The sequence below is a fragment of the Streptomyces abyssalis genome (genome assembly GCF_001751365.1).
Classification (GTDB): domain Bacteria; phylum Actinomycetota; class Actinomycetes; order Streptomycetales; family Streptomycetaceae; genus Streptomyces; species Streptomyces abyssalis.
Map to the genome: position 1 here is coordinate 645,872 of NZ_LJGT01000041.1, position 14,034 is coordinate 659,905.

The 14,034-nt window shown below is 69.8% G+C and carries 11 protein-coding genes and 2 tRNA genes; 9 read left to right on the forward strand and 4 right to left on the reverse strand.

What is annotated here, in order from left to right:
* Positions 1 to 67: 67 nt before the first annotated feature.
* Together AN215_RS23725 and AN215_RS23730 are read right to left on the reverse strand one after the other, a co-directional pair.
* Positions 68 to 613 (reverse strand): NUDIX hydrolase, encoded by a 546-nt coding sequence (locus AN215_RS23725; protein ID WP_070011079.1) that lies wholly within the window; start codon positions 611 to 613, stop codon positions 68 to 70.
* Entirely contained in the window at positions 610 to 2,193 is a 1,584-nt protein-coding gene (locus AN215_RS23730) for a zinc-dependent metalloprotease (RefSeq protein ID WP_070011078.1), read from the reverse strand. The genes AN215_RS23725 and AN215_RS23730 overlap by 4 nt, the downstream gene beginning before the upstream one ends.
* Positions 2,194 to 2,446: 253 nt before the next feature.
* On the opposite strand from AN215_RS23730, the gene AN215_RS23735 reads away from it, so the two are divergent.
* From AN215_RS23735 to AN215_RS23750, 4 genes are all read left to right on the forward strand, one after another.
* Positions 2,447 to 3,544, forward strand: coding sequence for an SDR family oxidoreductase (locus AN215_RS23735; RefSeq protein WP_070011077.1), 1,098 nt, complete (start codon positions 2,447 to 2,449; stop codon positions 3,542 to 3,544).
* Positions 3,545 to 3,599: 55 nt separating this feature from the next.
* On the forward strand, positions 3,600 to 4,058 hold the full coding sequence (locus AN215_RS23740) for a molybdenum cofactor biosynthesis protein MoaE (protein ID WP_070011076.1): 459 nt from the start codon (positions 3,600 to 3,602) through the stop codon (positions 4,056 to 4,058).
* Between the two features lie 332 nt (positions 4,059 to 4,390).
* Positions 4,391 to 4,645, forward strand: a complete 255-nt coding sequence (locus AN215_RS23745; protein WP_070011075.1) for a hypothetical protein — start codon at positions 4,391 to 4,393, stop codon at positions 4,643 to 4,645.
* 25 nt (positions 4,646 to 4,670) lie between these two features.
* Complete coding sequence (locus tag AN215_RS23750) at positions 4,671 to 5,765, forward strand: YlbL family protein (RefSeq protein ID WP_070031245.1); 1,095 nt, start codon at positions 4,671 to 4,673, stop codon at positions 5,763 to 5,765.
* A gap of 147 nt (positions 5,766 to 5,912) precedes the next feature.
* Here the strand turns inward: AN215_RS23750 and AN215_RS23755 are convergent, their stop codons facing one another.
* Entirely contained in the window at positions 5,913 to 6,485 is a 573-nt protein-coding gene (locus AN215_RS23755) for a PPA1309 family protein (RefSeq protein ID WP_070011073.1), read from the reverse strand.
* Between the two features lie 110 nt (positions 6,486 to 6,595).
* Between AN215_RS23755 and AN215_RS23760 the strand changes: the two genes are divergently transcribed.
* The 4 genes from AN215_RS23760 (at position 6,596) to AN215_RS23775 (ending at position 11,805) form a co-directional block, all read left to right on the forward strand.
* The gene (locus AN215_RS23760) at positions 6,596 to 9,478 is read left to right on the forward strand and encodes a UPF0182 family membrane protein (RefSeq protein WP_079123356.1); all 2,883 of its coding nucleotides are present in this window, start codon (positions 6,596 to 6,598) and stop codon (positions 9,476 to 9,478) included.
* Between the two features lie 87 nt (positions 9,479 to 9,565).
* A tRNA-Met gene (locus AN215_RS23765) sits at positions 9,566 to 9,639 on the forward strand.
* Positions 9,640 to 9,833: 194 nt separating this feature from the next.
* Positions 9,834 to 11,606, forward strand: coding sequence for a tetratricopeptide repeat protein (locus tag AN215_RS23770; RefSeq protein WP_070008656.1), 1,773 nt, complete (start codon positions 9,834 to 9,836; stop codon positions 11,604 to 11,606).
* Between the two features lie 125 nt (positions 11,607 to 11,731).
* Positions 11,732 to 11,805: transfer RNA gene (locus AN215_RS23775), tRNA-Met, on the forward strand.
* A 142-nt stretch (positions 11,806 to 11,947) separates the two neighbouring features.
* Here the strand turns inward: AN215_RS23775 and AN215_RS23780 are convergent.
* Positions 11,948 to 12,364: a Fur family transcriptional regulator gene (locus tag AN215_RS23780; protein ID WP_070011071.1), complete on the reverse strand. Its 417-nt coding sequence runs from the start codon at positions 12,362 to 12,364 to the stop codon at positions 11,948 to 11,950.
* A gap of 128 nt (positions 12,365 to 12,492) precedes the next feature.
* Between AN215_RS23780 and AN215_RS23785 the strand changes: the two genes are divergently transcribed.
* Positions 12,493 to 13,959, forward strand: a complete 1,467-nt coding sequence (locus AN215_RS23785; RefSeq protein WP_070011070.1) for a catalase — start codon at positions 12,493 to 12,495, stop codon at positions 13,957 to 13,959.
* Positions 13,960 to 14,034: the final 75 nt, after the last annotated feature.

Below are 14,034 nucleotides of genomic sequence, written 5' to 3' on the forward strand. Positions count from 1 at the left end.
GAGCCGAGGTCGTCACGACAGCCGAGGCGCGTCACGGCAGCCAAGGGTCACGAAAGCTGGGCGGCCTTCAGCGCCGCCCGTCCCCGAAGAGCGCACGAGCGTGTTCCACGAGCCTGACGACCGACTCGTCGGCGACCGCGGCCACATCGTCGTAGCCGTACCAGCGCAGCTCCAGTGACTCCTCGCTCACCTTCTCCTGCGCGCCCTCAGGGGCGATCGCCGCGTACTGCACGTCCAAGTGCCAAGTGCACGGCGTGAGATGGCGGTCGAGACGCAGGGGGCCGCCGGGGAGCAGCGTCAACTCCTCGATTCCGGACTCCTCCTGCGCCTCGCGAAGCGCTGCACCGGCCAGCGTCGCGTCCTCCGGTTCGCAGTGGCCGCCCATCTGGAGCCACATGTGCAGCTTCCGGTGCAGCGTCAGCAGTACGCGGCCGGCGGACGGGTCGACGACGAGGGCGCTGGCCGTGATGTGCCCCTCGGAACACGCCTTCCACATGCCGTCCTCGTGGGCCCGCAGGTGCGCGAGGTAGCCGTGGCGCAGTTCGTCCTGCCCCCCGTCCGCCGGAGCTGACCATTCCGTCAGCGTGCGCGTCGCATCGTCGTGCAGGCTCACAGCTTCTTTCCGCCGCCGTCGCCCTCGTCGTCGCTGTCGCCCTTGTCGACGCCCTTCTCATCGGCGTCGTCGCGGGCCGCGCCGCCGTCGGTGCCGTCGTCGCCGCCGTTCCCGGAGTCCTCGGCCGCGTCGCCGAGCAGCGACTCGAGCTCCGAGAAGTCCACGTTCTCGCGGTGCACGAATCCGTCGGGGTCGTCCAGGTCCTCCGCCGTCGGCAGCATGTCGGGGTGCGCCCACAGGCCGTCCCGGCCCTCGGCTCCCCGTGCGTCCGTCAGTGAGGCCCACAGCCGGGAGGCGTCGCGAAGCCGCCGCGGACGGAGTTCGAGCCCGATCAGTGTGGCGAAGGTCTGCTCGGCGGGGCCGCCCGAGGCGCGGCGGCGGCGCAGGGTCTCGCGCAGCGCCGAGGCGGACGGCAGGTGGGGTTCCGCCGCGGCGTGCACGACGGCGTCGACCCAGCCCTCGACCAGCGCGAGGGCCGTCTCCAGCCGGGCCTTCGCCGACCGCTGCTCGGGGGTGTCCTCCGGCTGGAACATGCCCTGCTGCAGGGCCTGTTGGAGCTCCTCCGGGTTCTGCGGGTCGAACTGCCCTACGACGTCCTCGAGTTTGCTGGTGTCGACCTTGATCCCCCGCGCGTAACCGTCGACCGCGCCGAAGAGGTGCGAGCGCAGCCACGGTACGTGCATGAAGAGCCGCTGATGGGCGGCCTCCCGCAGCGCGAGATACAGCCGTACCTCTTCCTGGGGCACGCCGAGACCCTCACCGAGCGCCGACATGTTCGTGGGCAGCAGCGCGGCCTTTCCGTCCGGTCCCAGGGGCAGCCCGATGTCGGACGAGCCGACCACCTCGCCCGCCAGCACGCCCAGCGCCTGGCCGATCTGCGTACCGAACATGGCGCCACCCATGGAACGCATCATCCCGAGCAGTGGGCCTGCCATGGCCTGCATCTCCTCGGGCAGTACGTCGCCCATGGCCGCGCCGACGCGCTCCGCGACGGGGTCGACCAGGTCCTTCCACACGGGCAGCGTGTTCTCCACCCACTCCGCACGGCTCCATGCCTCCGCCGTGGTCGCCCCGGACGGCAGGGACGTCACACCGTCCAGCCACAGGTCGGCCAGGCGTACGGCCTCCTCGACCGCCGCGCGGTCGGACGGCCCGATGCTGGCGTCCTTGGTGCCCGTGCCCGTGACCGCGCCCGTGCCGCCGGTCTCCGCGCCCTCGGACGCGGAGCCGCTGCCGGGAGGCCCTGCCGCCACCGTCTGCCGGGCGATGTCCTTGGCCATGTCCCAGTTCACGGGGCCGCCCTCGTACGAGAGCATCTGGCCGAGCTTCTGGAAGGCGGCGCCCAGGTCGTTCGGGTCCATGCCGCCCTGACCGCCGCCGAGCGAGCCGAACATCGCCGCCAGCGGGTTGTCGGCGCCGGGACCGCCGGAACCACCGGCGCCGCCGCCGAAACCGAAGGGGTTCGGAGTGCCGCCCTGGCCGCCCTGGCCCGAGCCCTCGCCTTCGCCCTTCTTCTTGCCCTCGTCCCCGTCTTCGGGCTCCTCGGGAGGTACGCCGAATCCGAATGGGGTGTCACTCACGGGTTTCCTCGGCTCTGTCGTGGGTCTCGTCGGTCTTCGTGCGGTCGTTCGGTCTGACGGGAGGGTGCGCCGACGTCCGGCCCGCAGGCACGAGCGCGTGGACTACGTTGGACTTCCCGGGTGGCCGAAGTGGACCAATCGGGACACGGGCGAGCCTGCTTCGGTGACGCATGCTCCACCTCCAGCCTAGACACCTGTCAGGCAGGATGGAGCTTGCGCACCTCCTACCAGAAACAACCGCTGGAGACGACTGGTGAGTTCCTCCGACAGCAACGTTCGCGCAGCGCGAACCCCGACAGTCGCCGTCACGGGTGCCGCGTCAGGAGTGGGCGCGCTGCTGACGGAGCGGCTCGCGGCATCGGAGGAGATCAAGCGGGTCATCGCGCTGGACGAGCGCCGCGGCGAGGTCAGCGAGGCCCAGTGGCACACGCTCGACGTGCGCGATCCCGCGATCGCCGACCGGCTGCGCAACGACGGCGACCCCGTGGACGTCGTCGTTCATCTCGCCCTCGACCTCGACCTCGAGACCGATCCCACCGCCCGTACCGCCCTCAACGTGCGAGGGACCCAGACGGTGCTGACCGCGGCGGCCGCCGCGGGGGTTCCCCGCGTCATCCTGTGCACCTCGACGATGGTCTACGGGGCCCTGCCCGACAACGACGTCCCGCTCGCCGAGGACGCGGAGCTGCGGGCGACCGCCGAGGCGACCGCCGTCGGCGACCTCCTGGAGATCGAACGGCTCGCCCGCCGGGCGCCCCGCGCGCACCCAGGGCTCAACGTCACGGTCGTGCGCCCGTCCGTGCTGGTCGGCGCCGGCATGGACACGGCGCTGACCCGCTACTTCGAGTCGCCCCGGCTGCTGGTCGTCGCCGACTCGCGGCCCTGCTGGCAGTTCTGCCACGTCGAGGACCTGGTCAGCGCGCTGGAGTTCGCGGTCCTGGAGAAGGCGGACGGCGAGATGGCCGTCGGCTGCGACGGCTGGCTGGAGCAGGAGGAGGTCGAGGAGCTCACCGGGATCCGCCGCATGGAGCTCCCCTCGGCCGTCGCGCTGGGTGCCGCCGCACGGCTCCACCGGCTGGGCCTCACACCCTCGCCGGCCGGCGACCTCGCCTACACGATGCACCCCTGGGTCGTCTCGGGCGCCCGGCTGCACGACGCGGGCTGGCGGCCCCGCTGGACGAACGAAGAGGTGCTCGCGGAGCTGCTGGAGGAGGTCGCCGGGCGCCATACGCTCGCGGGCCGCAGGCTCGGGCGTACGGAGGCGGCCACGGCCGCGGGTGCGGGCGCGACGGTGGCGCTGCTGGGTACGGCGGCGCTGGTGCGCAGGGCCCGCAAGCGCCGCGGGCTGTAGGCGCCCGCACGGGCGGGCAGTTCCCTCGGTGCGGGGCTTGCGGCAGCATGAAGCCATGGCACAGAAGCACGATCATCCCGGCGAGCAGGCGGCGGCCGACCCGATCCGGCTGCTGGGCATCCGCGACGCACCGCTCTCCGTCGACGAGGTGTTCACGGCTGTCGGCGACACCTCTGCGGGCGGCACCGCCCTCTTTGTGGGCACGGTGCGCGATCACGACGGCGGGACGGACGTCACCCGTCTGGGGTATTCGTCGCATCCCACGGCCGAGGCGGAACTGCGGCGCCTCGCGGAGAAGACCGCCGCCGACTTCCCGGTCCGCGCGCTCGCGGCGGTGCACCGGGTCGGTGAGCTGGCGATCGGCGACCTCGCCGTGATCGTGGCGGTCTCCTGCCCCCACCGCGCGGAGGCGTTCGCCGCGTGCCACCGTCTGGTCGACGACCTCAAACGGGAGGTCCCCATCTGGAAACACCAGACCTTCACGGACGGCACCGAAGAATGGGTCGGTGCGTAGCGCCGTCCTTGAGGGGTGGTTGGTCGGGTGACGGGTGGGAGGGTCGGTGCGTAGCGCCGTCCTTGAGGGGTGGTTGGTCGGGTGACGGGTGGGAGGGTCGGTGCGTAGCGCCCTCCCTGACAGGCCGGACGCGAGGGCAGCCGCGGTGGGCGGCTCGGAGTAGTCGCGTCACCGGGTGAGGCGATCGGCGCACCCGGACGGGGCACATTCCGGTTGCGTAACCGGATCCCGGGAAAGAGCGTTGTCGTGCCGGGAGTTAATCTGCTCATCGGCCGTTCTGCCCGGCAGGACTCGGTCGGACAGCGCATTTCACAAGGGGTCGGGAGGTCTTCATGGCGGCACTCTCCTGGTTGCTGATTCCGATCATGGCTGCGATCGCGGCCGGTGTCTGGGGCAGCTGGGCCAGTCGGCATCGGACGGGCATCCCGGACTCCGCGGGCGTCGCGGGTTACGAGCGCTTCCGCGCGGCGATGGAACGTTCACGCATGGAGGAGACCGGTGCCGGACACCGGCCGGAGCCTCCCGCGGAGCCCGTCGTGACAGCCGCCCGGCAGGTCGCGGATCATCCCGCCCGGACGGCGGACTGACGGTCCCGTCCCGTACTGTCGTGCCATGCCACGACGCACCGCGACGATGCTCGCGTCCACGCTGCTCCTCATAGCGATGCTCTGTGCCGCGCTGCTGATCAAGGTTCCTTACGCGGAGATGTCGCCCGGGCCGACGGTCAACACCCTCGGTGAGCACGACGGCGAGCCGGTGCTGAACATCAAGGATCACAGGACGTACGACACGTCGGGCCATCTGAACATGACGACGGTGCGCGTCACGGCCTCCGACTACCGGATGAACCTGCTGGAGGCCGTCGGCGGCTGGCTGCAGCACGACAGCGCGGTGGTCCCGCACTCGACGCTCTACCCGGAGGACAAGTCGGCCAAGGAGGTCGACCAGCAGAACGCGGAGGAGTTCAGCGCCTCGCAGGAGAGCGCGAAGGTGTCCGCGCTGCGGGAGCTGGGGATCCGGGTTCCCTCGTACATCATCGTCGGCTCCGTCGTGAAGGACGGGGCCGCGGAGGGCAAGCTGCACGCCGGCGACCTGATCAGGAACGTCGACGGCAAGGCGGTGAAGGACCCCAAGGGCGTCGCGGACCTGGTGACCAAGCACAAGCCGGGGGAGAAGGTCAGCTTCACGGTCATTCCCGCGGCGAAGGTCAAGGCGGCCCAGAAGGCGGGGAAGAAGCCGTCGCCGCGCGACGCGGAGCAGATATCCGTCGGCACGAAGAAGGCCGGTGACGACGGGCGGGCGATAGTCGGCATCCAGCCCGCGACCGGTCACGCGTTCCCGTTCGACATCGACATCAAGCTCGCGGACGTCGGCGGCCCGAGCGCCGGTCTGATGTTCTCGCTCGGCATCGTCGACAAGCTGACCCGTGACGACCTCACCGGCGGCTCCTTCGTGGCGGGCACCGGCACCATCGACGACAAGGGCAAGGTCGGCGCCATCGGCGGCATCCAGATGAAGACGGTGGCCGCGCGCGCCAAGGGCGCCAAGTACTTCCTCACCCCGGCCGCCAACTGCCCGACCGCCGCCAAGGACAAGCCCGCCGGCCTCACTCTCGTCAAGACGCGCGACATCGGTGACGCCATGGGTGCGCTGAAGAAGATCCGCGAGGACGACACCGCCGGAATCCCGCGCTGCAAGGCGAACTGAGGACCGCAGTCCGAGGTCGGCGGTCCGGGACGGCGAACCGAGGGCCACGATTCCGCTGCCCGGGCGCAGTTCCCCGGAGAGCGCTCGGGTCACGGCCCTCGGCTGCCTCGACGCCCCGCCGCTCAGGCGGTCCGGAGCCTCCTCGGGTCACTCCTCGAACGTCGCCGCCAGGGCGTCGGCCAGCCCCGGCACCAGGCCTGCCCCCGTCAGCACCTCGGTCGCGCTGTCCTGGGCGCGCAGCCGCAGTGCCGATTCGCGCGTCCCGTCCCGCAGCACGGCGACGGTGAGCCGGACCTCCTGGCGTTCGGGGTGTTCGGCCACCCACTCCGTGAGCTTCTCCTCGGCGCCCTCCCGCTGAAGTTCCTCCGGCACCGACTCCTCCGCCGACTGCGGGAGCATCAGCCGCTCGACCGTCATCGCGCAGCCCGCGACGGCTTCGGGCCACGCGATCGTGGCCAGGAACTCGTCGAGCGGGGCTCCGGTCGGCAGTTCGTCCTGTTCCACGGGCGTGAGTGAGGCGTTCGCCTGCGCCGCGTCGTCGAAACCCAGCTGACCTGCGAGTTCGGGCTCTTCTTCGCGCAGCCGGGCGGTGTCGACCAGGGCGAACAGCCGGCTCGGCTGATCCCAGCCCAGGCCTGCCGCGTACTCGTCGAGTTCCAGCACCGCTCGGGTGAGCGGGTCGGAGGCCAGGGGCGTGCCGTCGGTGGGGAGGTTGTCCATGGCTCTATCCTGCCCGCTTCCACCCCGGGATCGGGAACTGGGTAAAGCTTCAGTAAGTTGCATGAGTGGGCTTACGATGCGGGCCCGTTTCTGTCACAGCGATCTTCGAGGTGCGCACGTTGGCTTTCCAGATGCCGGACCGTGGCTCAGGCGGTCCCTCAGGGCCACGGATCAGAGTGGGCCGGCCGTCCAGGCGCGCCCGTACGCTGCTGATGACCGTCGGCGTGCTCGCAGTGCTCGCCATGCTTTTCGTGATGTTCGCCGGGTTCTGGACCGACTGGCTCTGGTATCGCTCGGTGCAGTACAGCTCGGTCTTCACCAAGACGCTGTGGACGAAGGTCGGCATGTTCGCGGTCTTCGGCCTGCTGATGTCGGCGGCCGTCGGGCTGAACATCTGGATCGCGCACCGGCTGCGGCCCCCGCTCAGCGCCATGTCGCTGGAGCAGCAGAGCCTCGACCGCTACCGGATGAGCATCGCCCCGTACAAGAAGTGGGTGCTGCTCGGGGTCACCGCGCTCGTCGGGCTCATCGCCGGCGCCTCGGCGGCCGGGCAGTGGCGCACATGGCTGCTGTGGGTCAACTCCGTGCCGTTCGGCAAGACCGATCCGCAGTTCGGCGAGGACATCTCGTTCTACGCCTTCGACCTGCCCTGGTATCGCTTCCTGCTCAGCTTCGGCTTCGCCGCCGTGGTGCTGTCGCTGCTCGCCGCCGCGCTCGTGCACTACCTCTACGGCGGCCTGCGCGTGACGACGCCGGGCGCGCGCGCGACCGCCCAGGCCACCGGGCACCTGTCCGTGCTGCTCGGCTTCTTCGTCTCCCTCAAGGCCGTCGCGTACTGGCTTGACAGGTACGGGCTGGCGGTGAAGTCCGGCGACTTCAAGGCGACGGACAACTGGACGGGTCTGAAGTTCGTCGACGCCAACGCCTATCTCCCCGCGAAGACGATCCTCTTCTGCATCGCGATCATCTGCGCCCTGCTCTTCTTCGCGACGATCTGGCGCCGCACCTGGCAGCTTCCGGTGATCGGCTTCGGGCTGATGGTCCTCTCGGCGATCCTCATCGGCGGGCTGTACCCGGCGATAGTCCAGAAGTTCCAGGTCCAGCCGAACGAGCAGGCCAAGGAGACGCCGTACATCAAGAAGAACATCAAGGCCACCCGCGAGGCGTACGACATCGACGACTCCCAGGTGAAGGACTACTCGGGCACCAGTAAGGCCGGCAAGGAGCAGCTGCGGGCCGCCGCGGACGACACCGCCAGCCTGCGCCTGCTCGACCCGAACGTCGTCTCGCCGACCTTCCAGCAGAAGCAGCAGGTCAGGGGGTACTACCAGTTCCCCGCCGTCCTGGATGTGGACCGCTACAAGAACAAGGACGGCAGGGAGCAGGACACCGTCGTCGGTCTGCGTGAGATCAACACGGACGGCATCCCCGAGAAGAACTGGATCAACGAGCACTTCAAGTACACCCACGGCTACGGCATGGTCGCCGCCAAGGGCACCACCGTCGACAAGGACGGCGCGCCGGCCTTCACCGAGCAGGACCTGCCGCCCAAGGGCGACAAGGGCAAGTACGAGGGGCGCGTCTACTACGGCGAGAAGACCAACCAGTACTCGATCGTCGGCGGCCCGCAGAAGGAGCTCGACTACGCGGACGACTCGGGTGAGAAGACGTACACCTACAAGGGCAACAGCGGTGTCAACCTCTCCAACCCGGTCAACCGCGCGGCGTACGCGGTCAACTTCAACGAGCCGCAGATCCTCTACTCCGGAGCGATCGGCGAGGGCTCCCGGATCCTCTACAACCGGACGCCCAAGGAGCGGGTCGAGGCCGTCGCGCCGTGGCTGACGATCGACGGCGACCCCTACCCGGCGGTCGTCAACGGCCGGATCAAGTGGATCATCGACGCGTACACGACGTCGGACAACTACCCGTACTCCTCGCGCACGACCCTGGGCGACACCACGGAGGACTCGCTGACGGACGGTCAGCGTGCCGTCCTCGCCCGGCAGAACCGCGTCAACTACATCCGCAACTCCGTGAAGGCCACGGTCGACGCCTACAGCGGCCAGGTCGAGATGTACCAGTGGGACAAGAAGGACCCGGTGCTGAAGACCTGGATGAAGGCGTTCCCCGACACGATCAAGCCGAAGAGCGCGATCGGCAACGACCTCATGGACCATCTGCGGTATCCCCAGGACCTGTTCAAGGTGCAGCGCGAGCTGCTGACCCGCTATCACGTCAAGTCGCCGTCGCAGTTCTACAGCGGCAGTGAGCGCTGGCAGATCCCGGACGACCCGACGCGGAAGGGCAACGCTGTACCTCCGTACTACCTGAGTCTCCAGATGCCGGACGAGAAGAAGCAGACGTTCTCGCTGACGACGACGTTCAACCCGAACAAGCGGGAGACGCTCGGCGCGTTCATGGCGATCGACGCGGATCCGCGCAGCTCCGGGTACGGCAAGATCAAGATGCTGAGGCTGCCGTCCAACACGACGGTCTCCGGACCGTCGCAGGTGCAGAGCAAGTTCAACTCCGATCCCGCGATCGCCGAGTCGCTCAACCTGCTGAAGCGCGGCGACTCGGAGATCGAGTACGGCAACCTGCTGACGGTGCCTCTGGAAGGCGGCCTCCTCTACGTCGAGCCGGTGTACGTGCGCGGCGCCGGCACGAACTACCCCCGTATGAGGAAGGTTCTGGTCACCTACGGCGAGCGCATCGCCTTCGAGGACACCCTCGGCGAGGCCCTCGACAAGGTCTTCGACAGCGAGGGTGCGCCCTCCGAGGAGACCGATCCGGGCGAGCAGCCGGAGGAGCCGCCGGCGTCCGGCGACGCCTCGGTGCGAGAGGCGCTGAACAACGTCCAGGAGGCCTACGACGCCGGTCAGGACGCTCTGGAGAAGGGCGACTGGAAGGCGTACGGCAAGGCGCAGGAGGACCTCAAGGAGGCCATCAGGGAGGCGCAGGACGCCGAGGAGGCCGCCAAGAAGGAGTAGTTGACCGCACCCGGGAGGCCGCCGGGAGACCGGGCCGGCCCGGGTGCGGAGCACTCCGTACCGTGGTGTAGAGTTGTCACACAACGGCGCGGGGTGGAGCAGCTCGGTAGCTCGCTGGGCTCATAACCCAGAGGTCGCAGGTTCAAATCCTGTCCCCGCTACTGAAGTCGAAGGGCCCGGATCCTCAAGGATCCGGGCCCTTCGCGTGTGTCAACGTGTCACACCTCAATCCCCTTTCGTGGCAGGCGGTTTGAGGTGTCTCTCTGTCGGGAAGTCGACAAACCTCTGAAGTGACCTCACCCGGTGGTGGTATTCCAGGTGTACGTGGGTTGCGGGTGGTGCGAACATGGGGTTTATGGGGGACAAGGTGAGGCTCGAAGCTCCGCCGGGTGCCGGCACGAGCCGGGCCGGTGTTGACAGCGGCGGCGAAGACGTGGAGGACGTCGGTGCGTTGAGCGTGCTCGGCGCCCAACTGCTGCGCCGTGGCGATCTCGACGGGGCGGAAGGGCCGCTGCGCGCTGCCACCGCCGCGGGCGACCGTGCCGCTGCGAACAATCTGGGGGTCCTGCTCCATCAGCGGGGGTGCACGGAGGAGGCCGCGGACTGGTGGCGCGTCGCCGCTGTCGCCGGTTCGGCCGCGGCCGCACACGCGCTCGGGCGGCACCACCGCGAGTGCGGCGACGAAGTCGCGGCGCACTACTGGCTGTTGCACGCCGCCGAGTGCGGGCACGCGCTGGGCGCGTACGCCTTGGCGGATCTGCTCGACCACCGTGGTGAGGACGGTGCGGAGGCCTGGTTCCGTGCTGCCGCCGAACAGGGTCACCGTGAGGCCGCGTACAGGCTCGCGCGGATCGTCAGCAGCCGTGGGGCCGATGTCACCGCCGAGGGAGAGCGGAGCGACGAGGCGGCGGAGGGCCTCGTGCGCGAGGCCGAGCAGTGGTTCAGGCAGGCGGCCGCGCGCGGTCACCGCCGTGCCGCGCTCCGTCTCGGAGCCATCCTGGAGCGCCGCGGCGAGCTGAAGGAGGCGGGCCGCTGGTATCTCAGCTCCGCGAAGGAGGGTGAGCCGCGTGCCGCCTGCGCCCTGGGCTTCCTGCTCAGGGACGCGGGCGACGAGGAGAGCGCTGCGGTCTGGTGGCGCCGTGCGGCGGAGGAGGGCGACGGCAACGCCGCGAACGCGCTGGGTGCCCTTCACGCCGACCGGGGCGAGCGGCAGGCCGCGGAGCGCTGGTATCGCGTGGCGCTCGAAGCGGGCTGTGACAACGGTGCGTTCAACCTCGGGCTGCTGTGCGCGGCTCAGGGCCGTACCGCTCAGGCCGAGCAGTGGTATCGCCGTGCCGCGTACGCCGGTCACCGCGAGGCGGCCAATGCGCTTGCCGTACTGCTCCTGCAGCGTGGCGACGCCGACGGCGCCGAGCCCTGGTTCTCCAAGGCGGTGGAGGCGGGCAGCATCGACGCCGCGTTCAACCTGGGCATCCTGTACGTCGGCCGGGGCGATCACCGTACGGCCCGGGTCTGGTACGCACGGGCGGCCGCAGCCGGGCACGCGGAGGCCGCGCTGCAAGTGGGCATCGCGCTCCTGCAGGAGGGCGACGAGCAGGGTGCGGAGGCTCAGCTTCGCCGTGCCGCCGGCGGCGGAAGTGTCGAGGGCGCCTTCCGGCTGGCGGCGCTCCTGGAGCGCCGGGGCCCGCAGGAGGCGGACAGTACGGGTGCGACGGCGTCCGTGAGCAGCCGCGACGAGCACGAGGAATGGTACGAGCGTGCCGCGGAGCAGGGACACCGCCGTGCGCAGGTGCGGCTCGGCATGTGCGTGGCGGCCCGCGGGGAGGTCGTCGACGCCGCCCGGTGGTACCGGGCCGCGGCGGAGGCCGGGAGCCCCAACGGGGCTTTCAACCTCGGCCTGTTGCTGGCTCGCGAGGGCAGCGAGCCGGAGGCGGCGCTGTGGTGGACCCGTGCCGCCGAGGCGGGACACGGGCGTGCGGCTCTCCGTCTCGCGCTGCTCAGTGCGAGACGGGGCGAGCTCGAGACAGGGCAGCGCTGGTGCGCCAGGGCCGTCGAACTGGGCCCCGCCGAGGTGGCCGGGCGCGCGGCGAAGCTGCGTGACGCTCTTCGGTCGGAGCTGACCGCCTGACCGCCGAGGCGGTGTACGACCGTGTGGCCGGCCGGGTCACGTGCGCTCATGCGCGGGCCCGGTCCGGCTGTACGGAAGCGATTTGCACTGGTCGTCGGCGCAGGGTTAGAGTTACGGCACAACGGCGCGGGGTGGAGCAGCTCGGTAGCTCGCTGGGCTCATAACCCAGAGGTCGCAGGTTCAAATCCTGTCCCCGCTACTGAAGTCGAAGGGCCCGGATCCTCAAGGATCCGGGCCCTTCGCATGTGCCAAGTCTCACGACGCCCCGTGTGCCCGGCCACCGGTGCCGGGCCGCGGGTCGGCTCGTGGCGATCTGCCGAGCGAGGCCCGGGGGAGCGGCCTCAGCCGGCGGCGCACTGGGGGCAGGTGCCCCGGTAGGTGATGGTGGCGTCCGAGACCGTGAACCCGAAACGCTCGGTCTCGGGTAGGCCGGCCAGCGGGTCACCGGAGGGGTGCACGTCGCGGATCGTGCCGCACCCCGAGCAGACCAAGTGCTGATGCGTCCTGCGGGCGTTGGGGTCGTAGCGCTTCGCACGGCCGTCCGTGCTGACCTCGATCACCTCTCCGATGGAGACGAGTTCGCTCAGCGTGTTGTAGACGGTGGCGCGGGCGATCTCCGGCAGGCGGGCGGCGGCGCGCGCATGCACCTCGTCGGCCGTGTAATGCACGTGATCGCCGTCCAGCACTTCGGCGACGACTCGCCGCTGCGCGGTGAGCCGCCAGCCACGGTCCCGGAGCCGCTCCAGCAGGTCGCTCATACGTCAACCCTAGCAGTGCCCGGGTCCGGGAAAAGAACCCGTATGGAAGTAGTCGGCTTCTTGACTTAGACAATGTCCAATGTAGGATCGGCTCAAGCTCAGCCCAGCACAGCAAGCAGGAGGAGTACGTGACGGTGCAGGACAGAACCACCGGTCCACTGACCACGGAAGCCGGTGCCCCGGTCGCGGACAACCAGCAGACCCAGACCGCGGGCCCCGGCGGGCCCGCTCTGATCCAGGACCAGCTCCTCCTGGAGAAGCTGGCGCACTTCAACCGCGAACGCATTCCGGAGCGCATCGTCCACGCCCGCGGCGCGGGTGCGTACGGAACCTTCACCGTGACCGCCGACGTGACGCGGTACACGAGGGCGGACTTCCTCTCCCAGGTCGGCAAGCAGACCGAGACCTTCCTCCGGTTCTCGACCGTGGCCGGCAACCTCGGTGCGGCGGACGCCGTGCGTGACCCGCGTGGCTTCGCGCTGAAGTTCTACACCGAGGAGGGCAACTACGACCTCGTCGGCAACAACACCCCCGTCTTCTTCATCCGGGACGCCATCAAGTTCCCCGACTTCATCCACACCCAGAAGCGCGACCCGTACACGGGATCGCAGGAGGCGGACAACGTCTGGGACTTCTGGGGCCTGTCTCCCGAGTCGACGCACCAGGTGACCTGGCTTCTCGGGGACCGCGGCATCCCGGCCTCGTACCGTCACATGAACGGCTACGGCTCGCACACCTTCCAGTGGAACAACGCCGACGGCGAGGTCTTCTGGGTCAAGTACCACTTCAAGACGGACCAGGGCATCAGGAACCTCACCACCGAGGAAGCCGAGACCCTGGCGGGCAAGGACCCGGACAGCCACCAGCGGGACCTTCGCGAGGCCATCGAGCGCGGGGAGTTCCCGAGCTGGACGGTGCAGGTGCAGATCATGCCTGCCGCGGACGCGTCCGGTTACCGCTTCAACCCGTTCGATCTGACCAAGGTCTGGCCGCACGGCGACTACCCGCCCATCGAGATCGGGAAGCTGGAGCTCAACCGCAACCCGGAGAACATCTTCGCCGAAGTCGAGCAGTCGATCTTCTCGCCGCACCACTTCGTGCCCGGCATCGGCCCGTCTCCGGACAAGATGCTCCAGGGGCGGCTGTTCGCGTACGGCGACGCCCACCGCTACCGCGTCGGCGTCAACGGCGACCACCTGCCGGTGAACCGCCCGCACGCCACGACCGCCAACTCCCACGGTCGCGACGGCGTGATGTACGACGGCCGGCACGGCGGCAGGAAGAACTACGAGCCCAACAGCTTCGACGAGACGAAGCAGACCGGCAGGCCGCTGTGGGAGCCGGTCGCGGTCTCCGGCTTCACGGGCGACCACGTCACCCCGTCGCACACGGAGGACGACGACTTCGTACAGGCGGGCGACCTCTACCGGCTGATGCCGGAGGACGCGAAGCAGCGTCTGATCGACAACGCGGCGGGATTCATCGCGAAGGTCACGCGCGAGGACATCGCCCAGCGCGCGATCGAGAACTTCCGCAAGGCGGACGAGGACTACGGCAAGCGACTGGAGGCCGCGGTACAGGCCCTGCGCGGCTGATCCGGCCGCTCGCCGTAAGAAACCGGAGGGACCGCACCGCCGTGCGGTCCCTCCGGTGCTGTCACTGGTCCTGGT